The organism is Erwinia sp. BNK-24-b (assembly GCF_047456155.1).
Taxonomy (GTDB): Bacteria; Pseudomonadota; Gammaproteobacteria; order Enterobacterales; family Enterobacteriaceae; genus Erwinia; species Erwinia phyllosphaerae.
On the sequence record NZ_CP179901.1, the window covers coordinates 2,840,489 to 2,856,201 of the forward strand.

The window sequence follows — 15,713 nt, forward strand, 5'->3', positions numbered from 1 at the left end:
TTACTGCCCACTCAGCACGCGAGCCGGGTCGATGCGGCTGGCGCGCCTGGCGGGATACCAGCTGGCAATCAGGCTCAGCACCAGCGATGTTACCAGCACGATAGCCACATCCAGCCAGTGAACCTCTGACGGTAAGAAATCGATAAAATAGATATCGCCGGAGAGGAAATGATAGCCGGTCAGGGTTTCAATTCCGTGGATAAGCGGCGTCAGGTTATAGGCCGCCAGCACGCCGACCACCACGCCGCTGACGCTGCCCAGCAGACCTGCCATCAGGCCATACCAGACAAAAATCGCGCGGATCAGTCCGTCTTTTGCGCCCAGCGTACGCAATACGGCGATATCGCCGCTCTTGTCCTTCACCGCCATTACCAGCGTCGACACGATGTTAAAGCAGGCCACGCCAATCACCAGCACCATCGCCAGATACATAATGGCGCGGATCATCTGGATATCGCGGTACATATAGCCATAGGTGCCAATCCAGCTGCGAATATAGACGTAAGAATGCGTAACTTCGCCCGCGTCCCGCACCAGCTTCTGCGCGGCGAAAGGATTGGTCATCTTCAGCGCGATGCCGGTGACGCTGTCGTTCATCGCCAGATAGTCCTGCGCATCCTTTAGCGGCACCAGCGCCAGGCTGTGGTCCAGCATGCCGCTCAGCGCCAGAATACCGCTAACCTGTAGCCGCACGCGTTTGGGTTGCAGCAGCTTGTGCTCGGTATCGCTGTTGGGGATCATGATGGTTAGCCAGTCGCCCTGCTTTACCTTCAGGCTGTTGGCGACGCCCTGCCCCAGGATAATCTGCTGCTTGCCCGCGCTGAAGCTTTGCCAGGCGTTGTTCTGTACATAGGCCGGGAGCGCGCTGAGCTTCGTTTCCTGCTGCGGATCGACGCCTTTAACCTGAATCGCCTGCAGCTTCGCGCCGCTTTCAATCAGGCCAGTGAAGTTAATATAAGGTGCCGCCGCCGCGATACCCGGTACCTGCTCAACCTTTGGCAATAGCGTCTGCCAGCCGGTAAAAGGCTGATTAACCGGCTCGATTTCGCCGTGCGGCACCACCGCCAGAATGCGATTATTAAGTTCGCGTTCAAAGCCGTTCATCGCGCTCAGCCCGACAATCAGCACCGCCACGCCCAGCGCGATACCAACCGTGGAAATCACCGAAATCAGCGACACCATGCCGCCACGACGGCGCCCGCGGCTGAAGCGCAGGCCCAGTAGAAGAGAAAGAGAACTTGCCATTACGCCATGCCCGCCAGCGTCAGCTCTTCACTGAGTACGCCGTCACGCATCTCCATCTGGCGGTTCAGCCTTTTGGCCAGATGCAGATCGTGTGTCACTACCAGGAAAGCGGTGCCCTGACGCACGTTCAGTTCGCCCAACAGATCGAAAATGGCGTCTGCGTTACGCGCGTCCAGGTTGCCGGTCGGCTCGTCCGCCAGCACTAAACGCGGATTATTCACCAGCGCACGCGCTATCGCCACGCGCTGACGTTCGCCGCCGGAAAGCTCGGAAGGACGATGCGCCGCCCGTTTTTCCAGCCCGACCGCGCGCAGCATTTCAATGGCTTTCTCTTCTGCCTGCGCCTTGCTGGCTTTGCCAATCAGCAGCGGCATCGCCACGTTTTCCAGCGCGCTGAAGTCCGGCAGCAGGTGGTGAAACTGATAAATAAAGCCCAGTTCGCGGTTGCGCAGCTCGGCTTTCGCCGCCGAAGACATGCCGTTCAGCGATTTACCGTTAAACACCACGTCGCCCGAAGTTGGCGTATCCAGGCCGCCCAGCAGATGCATTAAGGTACTTTTGCCGGAGCCGGAACTGCCGACAATCGCCATCATTTCGCCGGGTGCCACGCTGAAAGAGACGTTGCGCAGCACGTCAGTCTGGACGCTGCCTTCCTGATAGCGTTTGCACAGGTTGTCGCACTGCAACAGGATGTTGTTACTCATAACGTAAAGCCTCAGCGGGTTGAACGGCGGCCGCGCGCCAGGAAGGATAAAGGGTGGAAAGCAGCGCCACGGCCATTGCCACGACGGCGATGGTAGCTACCTGTACGCCGGAAATGTCGACGGGCAGCGCCGCGCCGTCAAGGAAAGCGCCAATCAGCGGCATCAGGTTGTTGAGCTGGCTGGCCAGCAGCACGCCCAGCAGTGCGCCAAGCAGCGCGCCGACCACGCCCGCCGTTGCGCCCTGTACCATAAACACCAGCATAATCTGGCGGCGCGTCAGGCCCTGGGTTTGCAGGATCGCCACTTCGCCCTGCTTTTCCATAATCAGCAAGCCAAGCGAGGTAATGATGTTGAACGCCGCGACGGCGACAATCAGGCTAAGCAGCAGCCCCATCATATTTTTTTCCATTTTCACCGCCTGGAACAGTTCGCCTTTGCGCTCGCGCCAGTCTTTCCATACCAGACCGGCAGGCAGCTTTTGCCCGCTGAGCGTATCGACCTGCAGCGGCTTATCCAGCCACAAACGCCAGCCGGTGATATGGCCTGCCGGATAGCGCATCAGCCGCGAAGCATCCTGCTGGTTGAGCAGAATCTGGTAGCCGTCTACTTCGCTGTTGGCGGCGAAGGTACCAATCACCGTAAACAGGCGCTGGCTTGGCAGGCGGCCCATTGGCGTGAACTGGCTGGCGGAAGGCACCATCAGACGAACCTGATCGCCCCGCTTCAGGCCGAGCTGCTCTGCCAGCTGCTCGCCAACGATAATGCGGTACTGATTGGGCTGTAGCTCGCTTTGCTTAACGTTAACCAGAAACGGCGTCAGCGGATCCGGCTCGTCGGGGTTAATCCCCAGCATGACGCCGACGCCGACGCTGCGCGCGCTTTGCAGCACCGCGTCGCCGGTGGTCAGCGGCGTGACGCGATCAACGCCCTGTAGCTTCAGCGATGCCGCAGTAACCTGTTGCGGATCGAGAGAACCTTTTTCGCTGGTGATCAGCGCCTGGGGCATCAGGTTTAAGGTGTTTTTTTCCAGCTCGTGTTCAAAGCCGTTCATCACCGACAGCACGGTGACCAGCGCCAGCACGCCGAGCGTGATGCCAATGGCGGAGAGCCAGGAAACAAACCGCCCGAAGCGGTCTGATGCTCGCCCACGCATATAGCGCAGGCCGATAAATAACGCGACAGGTTGATACATGTTATCCGTCTTTTGGCGGTAATAAGGCAAAAAGTGATCGAAGATGATAAAGGTTAGCCCGGCGTTATGGAACCTCTAAGCCGCTGACTCTTTTACTAAGTTTTATGATCCTCGAGGCTTGCCGCACTTCGTGGCGAAATATCACACGAAAAACGACCGTTATTTACCCAATTGTTACGCAGGAAACGGCATAAACTTACCTTATCCCCCGGGGGAAAACTTTTGGGCAGCGTGAGTAAAGGCGGGAGCAGGCATAATGTCAAGATATCCTAAAGGCAGTATTGTCAGGCATAAAACTGGCGAAATTAAAGGGTTAGTGGTCAACGTCTTCGAACAGGGCGACGCGCCCGCGGGCTATTACGTTAAGTGGGACGACGGCAACCACAGCTATCACGGCGAAAAAGAGTTGATCTGGGCAAACATTGACCGGCCCAGAATGCACTACACGCAACAATCGCCAAAATAGAGGTATACTCGGTTAGCCGAACAGGAAACGTCTCGTTTCCTGCTCTCCCTTTTTGTGAAGAGACCGACTGACTGATTATGCCTGAACATGCCCGATATAACCTGCCAGCAAAAGCAGGCGACCAGCGTCAGCTGGGACAACTCACCGGTGCCGCCTGCGCGGTAGAAAGTGCTGAAATTCTCGCGCGTCACGGCGGCCCAGTGATGTTGATTGCACCGGATATGCAAAACGCGCTGCGTTTGCAGGATGAAATCCGGCAGTTTACCGACGAGCCGGTAATGACCCTGGCCGACTGGGAAACGCTGCCTTTTGACAGCTTTTCGCCGCATCAGGAAATTATCTCTTCACGTCTTTCGACGCTTTATAACCTGCCGACGCTGACAAAAGGCGTGCTGATCCTGCCGGTGAATACGCTGATGCAGCGGGTCTGCCCGCACAGCTTTCTGCACGGTCATGCGCTGGTGATGCGTAAAGGCCAGCACCTGTCGCGTGATGCGCTGCGCGCTCAGCTGGAGCAGGCTGGCTACCGTCATGTCGATCAGGTAATGGAGCACGGTGAATATGCCACGCGCGGCGCGCTTCTGGATCTCTATCCGATGGGCAGCGAACAGCCCTACCGCATCGACTTTTTTGATGATGAGATCGACAGCCTGCGCCTGTTCGACGTTGACAGCCAGCGCACGCTGGAAGAGGTAGAGGCGATTAACCTGCTGCCCGCCCACGAGTTTCCGACCGATAAAGCAGCCATTGAGCTGTTCCGCACGCAGTGGCGCGAACACTTTGACGTCAGACGTGAAGCTGAACATATCTATCAGCAGGTGAGCAAAGGCACGCTGCCTTCCGGCATTGAATACTGGCAGCCGCTCTTTTTTGAGCAGGCGCTACCTTCGCTGTTTAGCTATCTTCCTGCCAATACGCTGTTGATTAATACCGGCGAGCTGGAAAGCGCGGCGGAGCGCTTCTGGCAGGAAGTGATGGCGCGTTTTGAAAATCGCCGTGTCGATCCGATGCGGCCCTTACTGTCACCGGAAAAACTCTGGCTGCGCACCGACGAACTGTTTGGCGAGCTGAAAAAGTGGCCGCGCGTCCAGCTGAAAAGCGACGAGCTGGCAGAGAAAGCGGCCAATACCAATCTGGGCTATCAAAACCTGCCCGATCTGGCGGTGCAGGCGCAGGCAAAAGCGCCGCTGGACGCGCTGCGGCAGTTCCTGGAGAATTTCAGCGGTCCGGTGATCTTTTCGGTAGAGAGCGAAGGCCGCCGCGAAGCGTTACAGGAGCTGCTGGCCCGCATCAAGCTCACGCCGAAAACCATTCACGCCTTAAATGACGCGCAAGAACCCGGCGCTTATCTGATTATTGGCGCCAGCGAGCACGGCTTTATCGACAGCCTGCGCAACCGGGCGCTGATTTGCGAAAGCGATCTGCTGGGCGAGCGCGTCAGCCGTCGTCGTCAGGATAGCCGCCGCACCATTAACCCGGACGTGCTGATCCGCAACCTGGCGGAGCTGCATCCTGGCCAGCCGGTGGTGCATCTGGAGCACGGTGTTGGTCGCTATATCGGTCTGACCACGCTGGAAACCGGCGGCATTACCGCCGAGTATCTGATGCTGGCCTATGCCGGAGACGCCAAGCTTTACGTACCGGTTTCTTCTCTGCATCTGATCAGCCGCTACGCTGGCGGCGCGGACGAAAATGCCCCACTGCACAAGCTGGGCAGCGATGCCTGGTCGCGCGCGCGGCAAAAAGCGGCGGAAAAAGTGCGCGACGTGGCCGCCGAGCTGCTGGATATCTATGCCCAGCGCGCGGCTAAAGCGGGCTTCGCCTTTAAGCACGATCGCGAGCAGTATCAGCTGTTTTGCGACAGCTTCCCGTTTGAAACCACGCCGGATCAGGCGCAGGCGATTAACGCGGTGCTCAGCGATATGTGCCAGCCGCTGGCGATGGACCGGCTGGTCTGCGGCGACGTGGGCTTTGGTAAAACCGAAGTGGCGATGCGCGCTGCCTTCCTGGCAGTGGAAAACCACAAGCAGGTTGCCGTGCTGGTGCCAACTACCCTGCTTGCCCAGCAGCATTACGATAACTTCCGCGATCGCTTCGCCAACTGGCCAGTCCGCATTGAGATGCTTTCCCGCTTCCGCAGCGCTAAAGAGCAAACGCAAATTCTGGAAGAAGCTCGCGAAGGCAAAATTGATATTCTGATCGGCACGCACAAGCTGTTGCAGAGCGAGATTAAATGGCGCGACCTGGGGCTGCTGATTGTCGATGAAGAGCACCGCTTTGGCGTGCGTCATAAAGAGCGGATTAAGGCGATGCGTGCCGATGTCGATATTCTGACGCTGACCGCCACGCCAATCCCGCGTACGCTCAATATGGCAATGAGCGGCATGCGCGACCTGTCGATTATCGCTACGCCGCCAGCGCGTCGTCTTGCGGTAAAAACTTTCGTCCGCGAGTTCGATAATCTGGTGGTACGTGAGGCGATCCTGCGTGAAGTGCTGCGCGGCGGCCAGGTTTATTATCTTTATAACGATGTGGAAAACATTGAGAAAGCCGCGAACCGCATTGCGGAGCTGGTGCCGGAAGCGCGCGTTGCTATTGGTCACGGCCAGATGCGCGAACGCGACCTGGAACGGGTGATGAACGATTTCCATCATCAGCGTTTTAACGTGCTGGTTTGTACCACCATTATCGAAACCGGCATCGATATTCCTACAGCGAACACCATTATCATCGAACGAGCCGACCACTTTGGCCTGGCGCAGCTGCACCAGCTTCGCGGCCGCGTGGGCCGTTCACACCATCAGGCCTATGCGTGGCTGTTAACGCCGCATCCGAAGTCGATGACTACCGATGCGCACAAGCGTCTGGAAGCTATCGCCTCGCTGGAAGATTTGGGCGCGGGTTTTGCACTGGCAACGCACGATTTAGAGATCCGTGGCGCGGGCGAGCTGCTGGGCGAAGATCAGCATGGCCAGATGGAAAGCATCGGCTTCTCGCTTTATATGGAGCTGCTGGAAAACGCCGTCGACGCGCTGAAGGAAGGTCGCGAGCCATCGCTGGAGGATTTGACCAACAGCCAGACCGATATCGAACTGCGCATGCCTTCGCTGCTGCCGGACGATTTTATCCCGGACGTAAATACGCGCCTGTCGTTCTACAAGCGGATTGCCAGCGCGCAGCAGGAAGGCGAGCTGGATGATTTGAAAGTCGAGCTGATTGACCGCTTTGGTCAGCTGCCGGATGCCGCGCGCAACCTGCTGGACATTGCCGCGCTGCGCCTGATGGCGAAAAAGATTGGTATTCGTCGCGTCGAGGCCAGCGAGAAAGGCGGTTTTGTCGAGTTTGCCGAGAAGAACAAGGCCGATCCAGGCTGGCTGATTGGCCTGCTGCAGAAGGAGCCGCAGAACTGGCGGCTGGATGGCCCCACTAAGCTGAAGTTCACGCGCGAGCTTGCTGAACGCAAGTTGCGCATGAAGTGGGTACGTGACTTTATGGCACAGCTGCTGGAAAACGCGGCCGCCTGAACCATCACCGTTTCAGTACGTTAATAACGGCTGAAACGGTGCTTTCCCGGCTCATCAGTCGTTAGTCGAAATACCCAGCATAAAGCCGTCGATCTCTTCTATTTTGATCCTGAGCAGGCCATTTTTATGGTGTGAGAACTGTTCGGAACCGAGGCGGAAAGAGACATCTTTCAGATGCAGAAAGTTAAGCGGCACGGAAGCATCATCATCTTCCGGCGTGTAATAGGCTTCGCCGGTGCGTTTGAAATAGTTGGCAATCGCCTGTTCTACCGTGCCTTCCTCAACCTTGCCAAAAAACTCGGCGATTTGTTCGTAATATTCCTTGCCGGAAATGGTATTTCCCGTCACCAGCGCCCCTTTAACAAACAAGGTAACGCCCAGGCCCACGCCAAATTTGCTGGCGATATTGGCAATAAAATTCAGATCGGCATCGCGCATTTTACTGGCGAACACGTTAGTCATTTCACTCTGTTCAGACATGATTATCTCCTTGCCTTATGGAAGCGATACATCAGCTTGAGTAATGAGTTTAGTGGATAACGGGTCGCTGACCACTGCCTGCTGCGAGTTTTACCTCCGGGCCGTGCCTTATGCGCTATTTCAGGGGGGGAAATAAACTGAACGGGCGATATGCTGCTGAAGGCTACCGCTAACGACGTGCCTGAACGCCAGATCAGAAAAACTGATATGACCCATCACGTCGTGCTTTCGCCTGGTACATCGCTATGTCGGCATGCTCAAATAAATTTTTAACCGATGCCGTCCCGGGCCGCGCCAGGCTAATACCTATCGCCGCCCCGATCCGTACTTCCTTATCATTAAAGACAAAAGGCTCTTTCAGGCTGTCAATGAGGCGCTGGGCGATGGCGGACGCTGCCTGCCGATTGCTGCACCTGGCTGCCACTACAAACTCGTCGCCGCCAAGGCGTGCCACCGAGTCGCCCGGGCGCATGCAACCTTGTAACCGTTCGCTTACCTGTTGCAGTAAAGCATCTCCTGTCGCGTGTCCCATTGAATCATTCACGGCCTTGAAGCCGTTCAGATCGATAAACAGGACCGTGGTGTAGGCCAGATCGTCACGCTGCGCCAGCATTTCGCTAATCTGGTTGTTGATCCAGGCCCGGTTAGGCAAGCCGGTCAGCGTATCGCGAGTTGCCAGTTTCTCAAGCTCCTGCATCTTTTTCTTATCACGGGTAATATCGCGAGAAACCAGCACTGCGCCAATATTCTTGCCCGTAGAAGGATTCCTGACGCCGCAGGCCTTTGTGCCAAGCGTAATATAGTGACCGTCGCGATGTAGCTTGCGTACCTCGACTACGTCCGGCAACGTGCCGCCGTTGAAGATATGTTGCAGTGCCTCCGTCGCGGGTGCCTGGTCATCGGGGTGCAGGAAATTGACTACCAGTTGACCCACCACCTCATCGGCTGACCAGCCTATCATTTCGCTATAGGATGGCGAGATAGAAACGTATCGGCCATCTTTATCGCAATGGGCAATCAGGTCGGTGCTGTTTTCAATCAGCAGACGATATTCCGCTGCCGTGCGCAGCGCATCCTCAAGAGCTTTGCGCGGCCCGGTGATATCAAGGATGAAGCCGCTATACTGTTTTTCCGATGCCCCAGGTTGACTATCCGGCAAGCCGGAAAGGATTACACGCCGCGTGGTTCCGTCCAGACAATGGATAGGTATTTCGATATGAAAAGGCGTCACCCGTTCCAGCGCCGCCGTCAGCTGGAGCGCGATATTGGTATCATCGTCAGCCTGTGCCAGCCTCAACCATGTACTTAACGTGACGCCTTTCAGTGCGGGCATCAGGCCGGCCGGATTTTCCTGGCTGGTGACGCATACGCCCTGGCTATCCGTGGACCAGACGGCGGAAAGAGCGGGTTTGTTCACAGTGATCATGGTGGCCGGTCCCATTGTTTACTGAAGCGCCAGCCTGTTCGGCAGCCGTTTCTGTAGTGCTATCTTGCCCGCAAAATGCACGAGGCATTATCTATAACGAGATTCAAGGTCAGAAGTAGTAGCCTACGTATATCGGCAAAGCGGCCTACAAACTTTAATGGACCTTAACGTATGGTATGTAACAACGCTGACTTCAGGAGGACTTATTATGTCTGACCGCCCTACAATTGCGCTTGTCGGCCCCGGTGCGATAGGTACTACCATCGCCGCCGCGCTTCATGAAGTTGGTCGCACGCCGATACTTTGCGGACGGACCGCGCATTCGCAATTAGTTTTGCATCACGATAAGGGAGAAGTCGTCGTGCCAGGCCCGGTCCTGAATAACGCCTCTATCGTCACCCATCCGATAGAGTTGGTCTTTGTGGCAGTAAAAACTACTCAGGTAGCTGACTGCGCAGACTGGCTGGCCGCGTTATGCAATGAAAATACCGTAGTCTGTGCCCTGCAAAACGGCGTGGAGCAGAAAACCCAGCTGAAACCCTACGTCAACGGGGCAACGGTACTGCCTTCCGTAGTATGGTTTCCGGCGCAGCGCGAGCCTGATGCTTCCGTTACCCTTCGCGCCAAACCGCGTTTGACTCTGCCCAGTTTGCCGCAGGCACAACGTGTCGTAGATGCGCTTGACGGCACGCGCTGCACGGTGGAGTTGTCGTCAGATTTTCTCTCCATTGCCTGGCGAAAACTGCTACAGAATGCGGCAGCAGGTCTAATGGTGCTGGCAAATCGCCGCTCGGGGATGTTTTCACGCACGGATATTACCTCACTGACCCTGGCTTATCTGGGGGAATGTCTGACTGTCGCGCGAGCGCAGGGTGCAATACTTCAGGATAACGTTCCACAGGAGATCGTCGAGGGTTTTCAGCGTGCGCCTGCGGATCTGGGTACCTCTATCCTCGCCGACCGCCAGGCTAACCGCCCGCTGGAATGGGATATACGCAACGGCGTTATTCAGCGTTATGGTCGCTCACAGGGTATTCCAACCCCCATCAGTGACATCGTTGTCCCCTTGCTGGCGGCAGGCAGTGAGGGGCCGGGTTAAATCCTTTTACCCGTATTTGCTGCCATCAACCCTGGTAAGCTATAAAAAAAGCAGGACGACCGTATCAGCCGCCCTGCTTCGAACTCTGTTTCAGAAGGGATTAACCCGTCTTATTTTGCCAGCAACTCTTTGCGAACGATTTCCGCGCCTGCACTCAGGGCATTCAGCTTGCCTCTCGCTACATGGCGTGGCAGCGGGATCATGCCGCAGTTAGTGCAAGGATAAAGCTTGTCGGCATCGACAAACTGCAGGGCTTTACGCAGCGTTGCGGCGACTTCTTCCGGGGTTTCAATGTTGTTGGTTGCCACGTCAATGGCACCAACCATTACTTTCTTACCGCGAATCAGCTCAATCAGCTCCATTGGCACGTGCGAGTTCTGACATTCCAGCGAAACGATATCAATATTAGATTTTTGCAGCTTAGGAAAAATCTCTTCATATTGACGCCATTCTGAACCCAGCGTTTTTTTCCAGTCCGTGTTGGCTTTGATGCCGTAGCCGTAGCAAATGTGCACGGCAGTTTCGCACTGCAGGCCTTCGATAGCTCTTTCTAACGTTGCGATACCCCAGTCGTTGACTTCATCAAAGAAAACGTTAAAGGCAGGCTCATCAAACTGGATAATATCGACACCGGCGGCTTCTAATTCTTTGGCTTCCTGGTTAAGGATTTTAGCGAATTCCCAGGCCAGTTTTTCACGGCTTTTATAGTGACCGTCATACAGCGTATCGATCATGGTCATCGGACCAGGCAATGCCCATTTGATTGGCTGTTTGGTTTGCTGACGCAGGAATTTGGCGTCTTCAACAAAAACCGGCTTGCGGCGCGCAACATCGCCAAACACCGTAGGCACGCTTGCCTCATAACGGTCGCGGATTTTAACGATTTCGCGCTTCTCAAAATCAACGCCGTCAAGGTGTTCAATAAACGTAGTAACAAAGTGCTGACGCGTCTGCTCGCCATCGCTAACGATATCAATACCGGCCTGCTGCTGGTCGTCCAGGCACAGGCGCAGCGCATCTTTTTTACCGTCGACTAATTCATCGCCCTGCAGTTTCCAGGGTGACCAGAGCTGCTCTGGCTGAGCAAGCCATGATGGCTTAGGTAAGCTGCCAGCAGTAGAAGTAGGTAGTAATTTTTTCATCGCAGGTGACCTTATATTTTTTTGATTAATCAAGAAACGGAACGTGCAAACCACTGCTCAAGAAGAGCCTGGTACGGTTTGATAAAGTGCTCTTCAGTAAACTTCCCTTGTTCTACTGCCAGATGGCTGCGTTCTTCTCGATCGTAAACAATTTGCGTTAAGGAATAATCCTGATAGTTCAGATCCGGGCGGTACTCTTTTCCTGCCGCGGAATTGGCGTTGTAAATTTCTGGCCGATAGATTTTCTGAAAAGTTTCCATCGTGCTGATAGTCCCAATCAGTTCAAGATTGGTGTAATCGCTGAGCAGGTCGCCAGAAAAATAGAAAGCTAAAGGCGCCACGCTATTGGCCGGCATAAAATAACGAGCCTGCAGGCCCATTTTGGCGAAATAGCGGTCGGTCAGAGAATATTCATCCTGCTGATATTCAATGCCCAGCACGGGATGCGTATTACCGGTACGGTAATAGGTATTTTTGCTGGAAACGCTCAGACAAATAACCGGCGCTTTTTTGAAGTTTTCTTTGTAAACGTCCGAGTTGATAAAGCTTTTGAAGATATTCCCGTGCAAATCACCAAAATTATCCGGCGTGCTGAAGGCAGACTGATTTTTGTTGTGCTCTGACAGCAGTACGCTGAAGTCATAATCCCGCACGTAAGAGGAGAAGTTATTACCCACAATACCGTCAATGCGTTGGTTAGTTTTTTTATCAACGATATTGGTTTTCAATACTTCAATGACCGGGAAGGCTTTACCCGTGCCTTCAATGTCCAGCCAGGCGGAGATGATGTCCAGCTCAACGGCATAACGGTCTGCTTTAGGGTTATCCCAGTGCGCCAGAGAGTTGAAACGATTGTTCATCATCACTAAGGCGTTGTGCAGGTTTTCCTGACGTTTCTCACCCCTTGCCAGGTTCGCAAAGTTGGTGGTGATACGCGTATTTTCGGAAGGGTTATAATTTTCGTCGAAACGAAGGCTCTTAATGGTGAAGCTAAATGCGTTAGTCATCGTCATCCGGTATCCTGATATCTGTTATAAACCTGATTCTGTTGCTTGCTGTCAGGACATCCTGATGTTCTTTGCAGGCTTTCTCATTCAGTTGTGTTTATGTTATCTGTGTTAATAACTATGCATACTTTATGCCTGAGTCACAGAATGAAAAAAAGTGATTTAATTTCAACGAACATGAGAGAAATTCATGTTGCGTCGGGCAGATGATGAAAATGATGGCGGGCGTGGCCGGATGGTCGCCTAAGCAGGCATGCTTTTAGCAGAACAGCAGGCACCCTGCTTTGAACACCGGATGCCTGATAAGAGATAACTTCCCGAATGCCAGGCTATTTGCGGCATTCTGTTTTGAGCATACCCAGGCTTGAGGTTGCTTCAGACGTTTGACGCGTTCAAAACGCCAGCCATGCGTTTTTCTACTTCGTCACGCGTCGATGCCCACGCGGGCACGGTCTCCAGCAGACGCTGCTGCCAGGCTATCAGCCCCGGAAACTCGTCAAACGGCGCGCCGGTGCGTTTGTATTGCGAAAAAGGTGCGGCGATATCAATATCGGCAAGCGTCAACGCATCGCCAACAATGAACTTTCGGTTTGCAAGTTGCTCATCCAGAGCCTTTGCCGCGCTACGAATATTGCTTATCGCCAGCTGGATAATCGCTTCGTCCTTTGGCTTATCCATAAAGGTTTCCCCGGCCCACGCATCGAACAGCAGAGTAGAGAATATCCGCCATTGCTCACCGGACCAGAACATCCATTGTAATACTTCCCACTTCTCTGACGGCGTGCGGCCAGTCAAACTGGAATCTGCTTTGTCGGCCAGGTAGAGGTTAATGGCTGACGCTTCCCAGATAATGGTGTCGCCGTCCTGCAATACGGGAGAAAGACCGTGCGGGTTTAGCTTCAGAAACTCGGCAGTATGGCTTTCTCCTTTGAACAAGTCGATATTCATTCGTTCGATATTAATACCCATAACCGCAGCGGCGGTTGTGACACGTCGGAGGCTGCCTGAACCAGGGTCGCCGTAAATTTTGATGGACATAATTTCCTCATGGATCGGTGATTGTTAACTCAGCCTGTAGTGAAGGATCCACGTTAAACTTTTTCTTCTGGTAAATGTATACTGCGATTTTGCAGAACACTTATCTGGAATATAAATGAATGACCGCTGGCTTGAGATAGAGGTTTTCACCCGTGTTGCAGAGGCGGGAAGCTTTTCCCGTGCCGCCCAAGAGCTTGGGCTGTCACAGCCTTCAACTTCTCGTATCATCACCGGGCTGGAAAAGCGTCTGGGCGTGAAGCTCTTGCTGCGCACGACCCGCAACATGGCGTTAACTGAAGCGGGTGCAGTGTTTCTGGAAAAGGCTCGCCAGGCGGCTGCCGATTTAGAAGAGGCCGAAGATGCGGCTCGGGGAGTTGATTCTCTGCGGGGAACTGTTCGCCTGGCAGTACCCGTGATGTACGGTACCAGAGCGATCATTCCCGCCTTACCGGCTTTTCTCGAACGCTATCCCGATCTGCGGGTTGAAATTACCATGCGGGACGAGCGACAGAACCTGGTGGCTGCCGGCATTGATGTAGCCATCCGTATGGGCGACCTTGAGGACTCTACCTTTGGCGCAAGGCAAATTGCCTCCGTGCCGCGAATGTTAGTGGCATCACCAGCCTATCTCGCCAGGAAAGGCGTGCCCAGAGAGCCGGAAGAACTCACTTTTCACGACGCGATCCTGCACGAGTTGAGCTTTCCTGAAAAGAGCACGCTAAAACTGTTTAAGGCAGGTGCAGACCAGGTTGTAACGCTGCGTGGACAAATCAAAATTGATGCGGCTCCGGGTATTCTGGCGGCTGCAATGGCAGGTTTGGGCATAGCCAACGTGACAACGGTCATGTCCGCACAAGAGCGAAGCGACGGCAGCCTTGTGCAGCTATTACCAGACTATGAGCTTGAGCCTTTAAAGGCGTATGCCGTTTTTCCTGCCGGTCCCAGGCCATCGGCTAAGGTACGGGCGCTGGTCACTCACCTTATCGCCGCCTGCGGGAAGAGTTTATAGCTTCACAATGGGTTTAGCGGAAACGAAGATATGTTAAATTTAGGTTATTGAAACCTGTAACGGAAAACATATCGTGGAATGGTTTAGTCAGGACAGATTTGATGTGCGCCTGGAATGGGGTTTATCTGCCATTGATTATCTGGCTAAAGACGCTGACTGCGCGGTAATCGTCGACGTTATGTCATTCTCCACGTGCGTTAGTCTGGCTATTGATAATGGTGCTCGTATCTATCCCTGGCCGTGGAAAGATGGCTCTGCCATCGAATACGCTATAAAAATTGGGGCGAAGACAGCCAGTCCGGACAGAAAATTCCATAGCAAGGGGTACAGCCTGTCACCGGTTTCTATACGGAGCATAAGCGATGGCGAAAGCCTGGTACTTCCCTCTCCTAACGGTTCCGCAATTTCCTTTAAGGCACGTGAAGCGGGAATTACGGTTTTCAACGGTTGTTTCAGGAATATGGCTGCAACGGCGAAGGCATGCGGCGATTTCAGGCGTGTCCTGATCATTCCTTGTGGCGAACGTTGGCCTGATGGCAACCTCCGCCCATCAATTGAAGATTATGCAGCAGCAGGTGGCATTATCGCTGCTATGGAGCGCGGCAGTTGTTCACCAGAAGCGCAGGCGGCAGTGGCAACCTGGCAGCTTTACCAGCAGCAAAATCTCCTGCCGCTTTATGAGTGTTCCTCCGCAGTTGAACTTCAACAGCGTGGATTTGCCGAAGATGTCGCGCTTTGCCTTGAAGTAGATACAACCAGACTGGCGTGCAGGCTGTATGGTGATTTTTATGCTTCAGGTTTGCATCAGTAGATGATTCAGGAGATATGATGGTGGATGCCTGAGCATAAATGAGGCTATAACAATGCGAACAATAACCGTGGTACAATACGATAAGCGGTGGCCCGATATTTTCCTGCTTGACCGTTCGCTAATACAAGGAGCGCTTGGGGAAATAGCTAAAAATATTTACCACATAGGTAGCACTTCGGTACCGGATTTAGCAGCTAAACCCGTCATCGACATACTGCTGGAAGTTTCTGGGCTAAACGAACTGGATAAACTTGAGCCTGCTATGGCTGGTATCGGCTATGTTGCCCGAGGGGAAAATGGCATTCCTGGTCGTAGATACTTTATCAAAGGTGGCGATCGGCGTAGCCATCAGGTTCATGCGTTTATAGCAGGAGATACGCAGATTATAAGGCACCTGGCTTTTCGTGATTACCTTATAAAAAATAAAGAAGTAGCCAAAGAATACGCTGCCATAAAGCATGCTGCGGCTGTAATCAGTCAAAACGACGTTCCTCGCTATAGCACGCTCAAAGCGGATTTTATCAGGCATCATGTGCAGCTTGCACTCATTGATATGAAATGACGGAAAAG

General features: G+C 54.1%; 14 protein-coding genes. 6 read left to right on the plus strand and 8 right to left on the minus strand.

Annotation, left to right across the window (positions count from 1 at the left end; genetic code table 11):
* From lolE to lolC, 3 genes are read right to left on the minus strand one after another with little or no spacing between them, the layout of a single operon-like run.
* Positions 1 to 1,245 carry a lipoprotein-releasing ABC transporter permease subunit LolE gene (gene lolE / locus ACMGGR_RS12870; protein WP_246758803.1) on the minus strand — a complete coding sequence of 415 codons (1,245 nt, stop codon included), beginning with the start codon at positions 1,243 to 1,245 and terminating at the stop codon, positions 1 to 3.
* On the minus strand, positions 1,245 to 1,949 hold the full coding sequence (gene lolD / locus ACMGGR_RS12875) for a lipoprotein-releasing ABC transporter ATP-binding protein LolD (RefSeq protein WP_246758801.1): 705 nt from the start codon (positions 1,947 to 1,949) through the stop codon (positions 1,245 to 1,247). Before lolD ends, lolE begins: the two co-directional genes overlap by 1 nt.
* Complete coding sequence (gene lolC, locus ACMGGR_RS12880) at positions 1,942 to 3,141, minus strand: lipoprotein-releasing ABC transporter permease subunit LolC (protein WP_246758800.1); 1,200 nt, start codon at positions 3,139 to 3,141, stop codon at positions 1,942 to 1,944. The genes lolD and lolC overlap by 8 nt, the downstream gene beginning before the upstream one ends.
* A 256-nt stretch (positions 3,142 to 3,397) precedes the next feature.
* Here lolC and ACMGGR_RS12885 point away from each other — a divergent pair, with 256 nt between their 5' ends.
* Entirely contained in the window at positions 3,398 to 3,607 is a 210-nt protein-coding gene (locus tag ACMGGR_RS12885; protein ID WP_246758799.1) for a hypothetical protein, read from the plus strand.
* 77 nt (positions 3,608 to 3,684) lie between these two features.
* Positions 3,685 to 7,131: a transcription-repair coupling factor gene (mfd, locus tag ACMGGR_RS12890; protein WP_414147036.1), complete on the plus strand. Its 3,447-nt coding sequence runs from the start codon at positions 3,685 to 3,687 to the stop codon at positions 7,129 to 7,131.
* A 54-nt stretch (positions 7,132 to 7,185) separates the two neighbouring features.
* On the opposite strand, the gene gvpU is transcribed toward mfd, so the two are convergent.
* Together gvpU and ACMGGR_RS12900 are read right to left on the minus strand one after the other, a co-directional pair.
* On the minus strand, positions 7,186 to 7,611 hold the full coding sequence (gvpU, locus tag ACMGGR_RS12895) for a gas vesicle accessory protein GvpU (protein WP_246758797.1): 426 nt from the start codon (positions 7,609 to 7,611) through the stop codon (positions 7,186 to 7,188).
* Between the two features lie 193 nt (positions 7,612 to 7,804).
* On the minus strand, positions 7,805 to 9,037 hold the full coding sequence (locus ACMGGR_RS12900) for a diguanylate cyclase domain-containing protein (RefSeq protein ID WP_414147037.1): 1,233 nt from the start codon (positions 9,035 to 9,037) through the stop codon (positions 7,805 to 7,807).
* 208 nt (positions 9,038 to 9,245) lie between these two features.
* On the opposite strand from ACMGGR_RS12900, the gene ACMGGR_RS12905 reads away from it, so the two are divergent.
* Positions 9,246 to 10,136, plus strand: a complete 891-nt coding sequence (locus ACMGGR_RS12905) for an oxidoreductase (protein WP_414147038.1) — start codon at positions 9,246 to 9,248, stop codon at positions 10,134 to 10,136.
* 110 nt (positions 10,137 to 10,246) lie between these two features.
* On the opposite strand, the gene ACMGGR_RS12910 is transcribed toward ACMGGR_RS12905, so the two are convergent.
* The 3 genes from ACMGGR_RS12910 to ACMGGR_RS12920 all read right to left on the minus strand — a co-directional run bounded on the left by ACMGGR_RS12910 (position 10,247) and on the right by ACMGGR_RS12920 (position 13,323).
* The gene (locus ACMGGR_RS12910) at positions 10,247 to 11,278 is read right to left on the minus strand and encodes a methionine synthase (RefSeq protein ID WP_246758794.1); all 1,032 of its coding nucleotides are present in this window, start codon (positions 11,276 to 11,278) and stop codon (positions 10,247 to 10,249) included.
* A gap of 29 nt (positions 11,279 to 11,307) precedes the next feature.
* Positions 11,308 to 12,285, minus strand: a complete 978-nt coding sequence (locus ACMGGR_RS12915; protein ID WP_414148961.1) for a DUF1852 domain-containing protein — start codon at positions 12,283 to 12,285, stop codon at positions 11,308 to 11,310.
* 375 nt (positions 12,286 to 12,660) lie between these two features.
* A complete protein-coding gene (locus tag ACMGGR_RS12920) occupies positions 12,661 to 13,323 on the minus strand; it encodes a glutathione S-transferase family protein (RefSeq protein WP_414147039.1) in 663 nt (220 codons plus the stop codon).
* A gap of 115 nt (positions 13,324 to 13,438) precedes the next feature.
* Here ACMGGR_RS12920 and ACMGGR_RS12925 point away from each other — a divergent pair, with 115 nt between their 5' ends.
* The 3 genes from ACMGGR_RS12925 to ACMGGR_RS12935 all read left to right on the plus strand — a co-directional run bounded on the left by ACMGGR_RS12925 (position 13,439) and on the right by ACMGGR_RS12935 (position 15,705).
* Positions 13,439 to 14,332, plus strand: a complete 894-nt coding sequence (locus tag ACMGGR_RS12925; protein ID WP_414147040.1) for a LysR substrate-binding domain-containing protein — start codon at positions 13,439 to 13,441, stop codon at positions 14,330 to 14,332.
* Between the two features lie 73 nt (positions 14,333 to 14,405).
* Positions 14,406 to 15,143 (plus strand): 2-phosphosulfolactate phosphatase, encoded by a 738-nt coding sequence (locus tag ACMGGR_RS12930; RefSeq protein WP_414147041.1) that lies wholly within the window; start codon positions 14,406 to 14,408, stop codon positions 15,141 to 15,143.
* 52 nt (positions 15,144 to 15,195) lie between these two features.
* Positions 15,196 to 15,705, plus strand: a complete 510-nt coding sequence (locus ACMGGR_RS12935) for a GrpB family protein (protein ID WP_414147042.1) — start codon at positions 15,196 to 15,198, stop codon at positions 15,703 to 15,705.
* Positions 15,706 to 15,713 lie beyond the last annotated feature (8 nt).

Excerpts from the sequence above, each read along its gene's own strand:
- ACMGGR_RS12925 (WP_414147040.1), top strand. The coding sequence starts at position 13,439 with ATGAATGACCGCTGGCTTGAGATAGAGGTTTTCACCCGTGTTGCAGAG.
- ACMGGR_RS12910 (WP_246758794.1), bottom strand. The coding sequence starts at position 11,278 with ATGAAAAAATTACTACCTACTTCTACTGCTGGCAGCTTACCTAAGCCA.
- ACMGGR_RS12920 (WP_414147039.1), bottom strand. The coding sequence starts at position 13,323 with ATGTCCATCAAAATTTACGGCGACCCTGGTTCAGGCAGCCTCCGACGT.
- ACMGGR_RS12905 (WP_414147038.1), top strand. The coding sequence starts at position 9,246 with ATGTCTGACCGCCCTACAATTGCGCTTGTCGGCCCCGGTGCGATAGGT.
- ACMGGR_RS12935 (WP_414147042.1), top strand. The coding sequence starts at position 15,196 with ATGCGAACAATAACCGTGGTACAATACGATAAGCGGTGGCCCGATATT.
- lolE (WP_246758803.1), bottom strand. The coding sequence starts at position 1,245 with ATGGCAAGTTCTCTTTCTCTTCTACTGGGCCTGCGCTTCAGCCGCGGG.
- lolD (WP_246758801.1), bottom strand. The coding sequence starts at position 1,949 with ATGAGTAACAACATCCTGTTGCAGTGCGACAACCTGTGCAAACGCTAT.
- lolC (WP_246758800.1), bottom strand. The coding sequence starts at position 3,141 with ATGTATCAACCTGTCGCGTTATTTATCGGCCTGCGCTATATGCGTGGG.
- ACMGGR_RS12885 (WP_246758799.1), top strand. The coding sequence starts at position 3,398 with ATGTCAAGATATCCTAAAGGCAGTATTGTCAGGCATAAAACTGGCGAA.
- mfd (WP_414147036.1), top strand. The coding sequence starts at position 3,685 with ATGCCTGAACATGCCCGATATAACCTGCCAGCAAAAGCAGGCGACCAG.
- ACMGGR_RS12900 (WP_414147037.1), bottom strand. The coding sequence starts at position 9,037 with ATGATCACTGTGAACAAACCCGCTCTTTCCGCCGTCTGGTCCACGGAT.
- gvpU (WP_246758797.1), bottom strand. The coding sequence starts at position 7,611 with ATGTCTGAACAGAGTGAAATGACTAACGTGTTCGCCAGTAAAATGCGC.
- ACMGGR_RS12915 (WP_414148961.1), bottom strand. The coding sequence starts at position 12,285 with ATGACTAACGCATTTAGCTTCACCATTAAGAGCCTTCGTTTCGACGAA.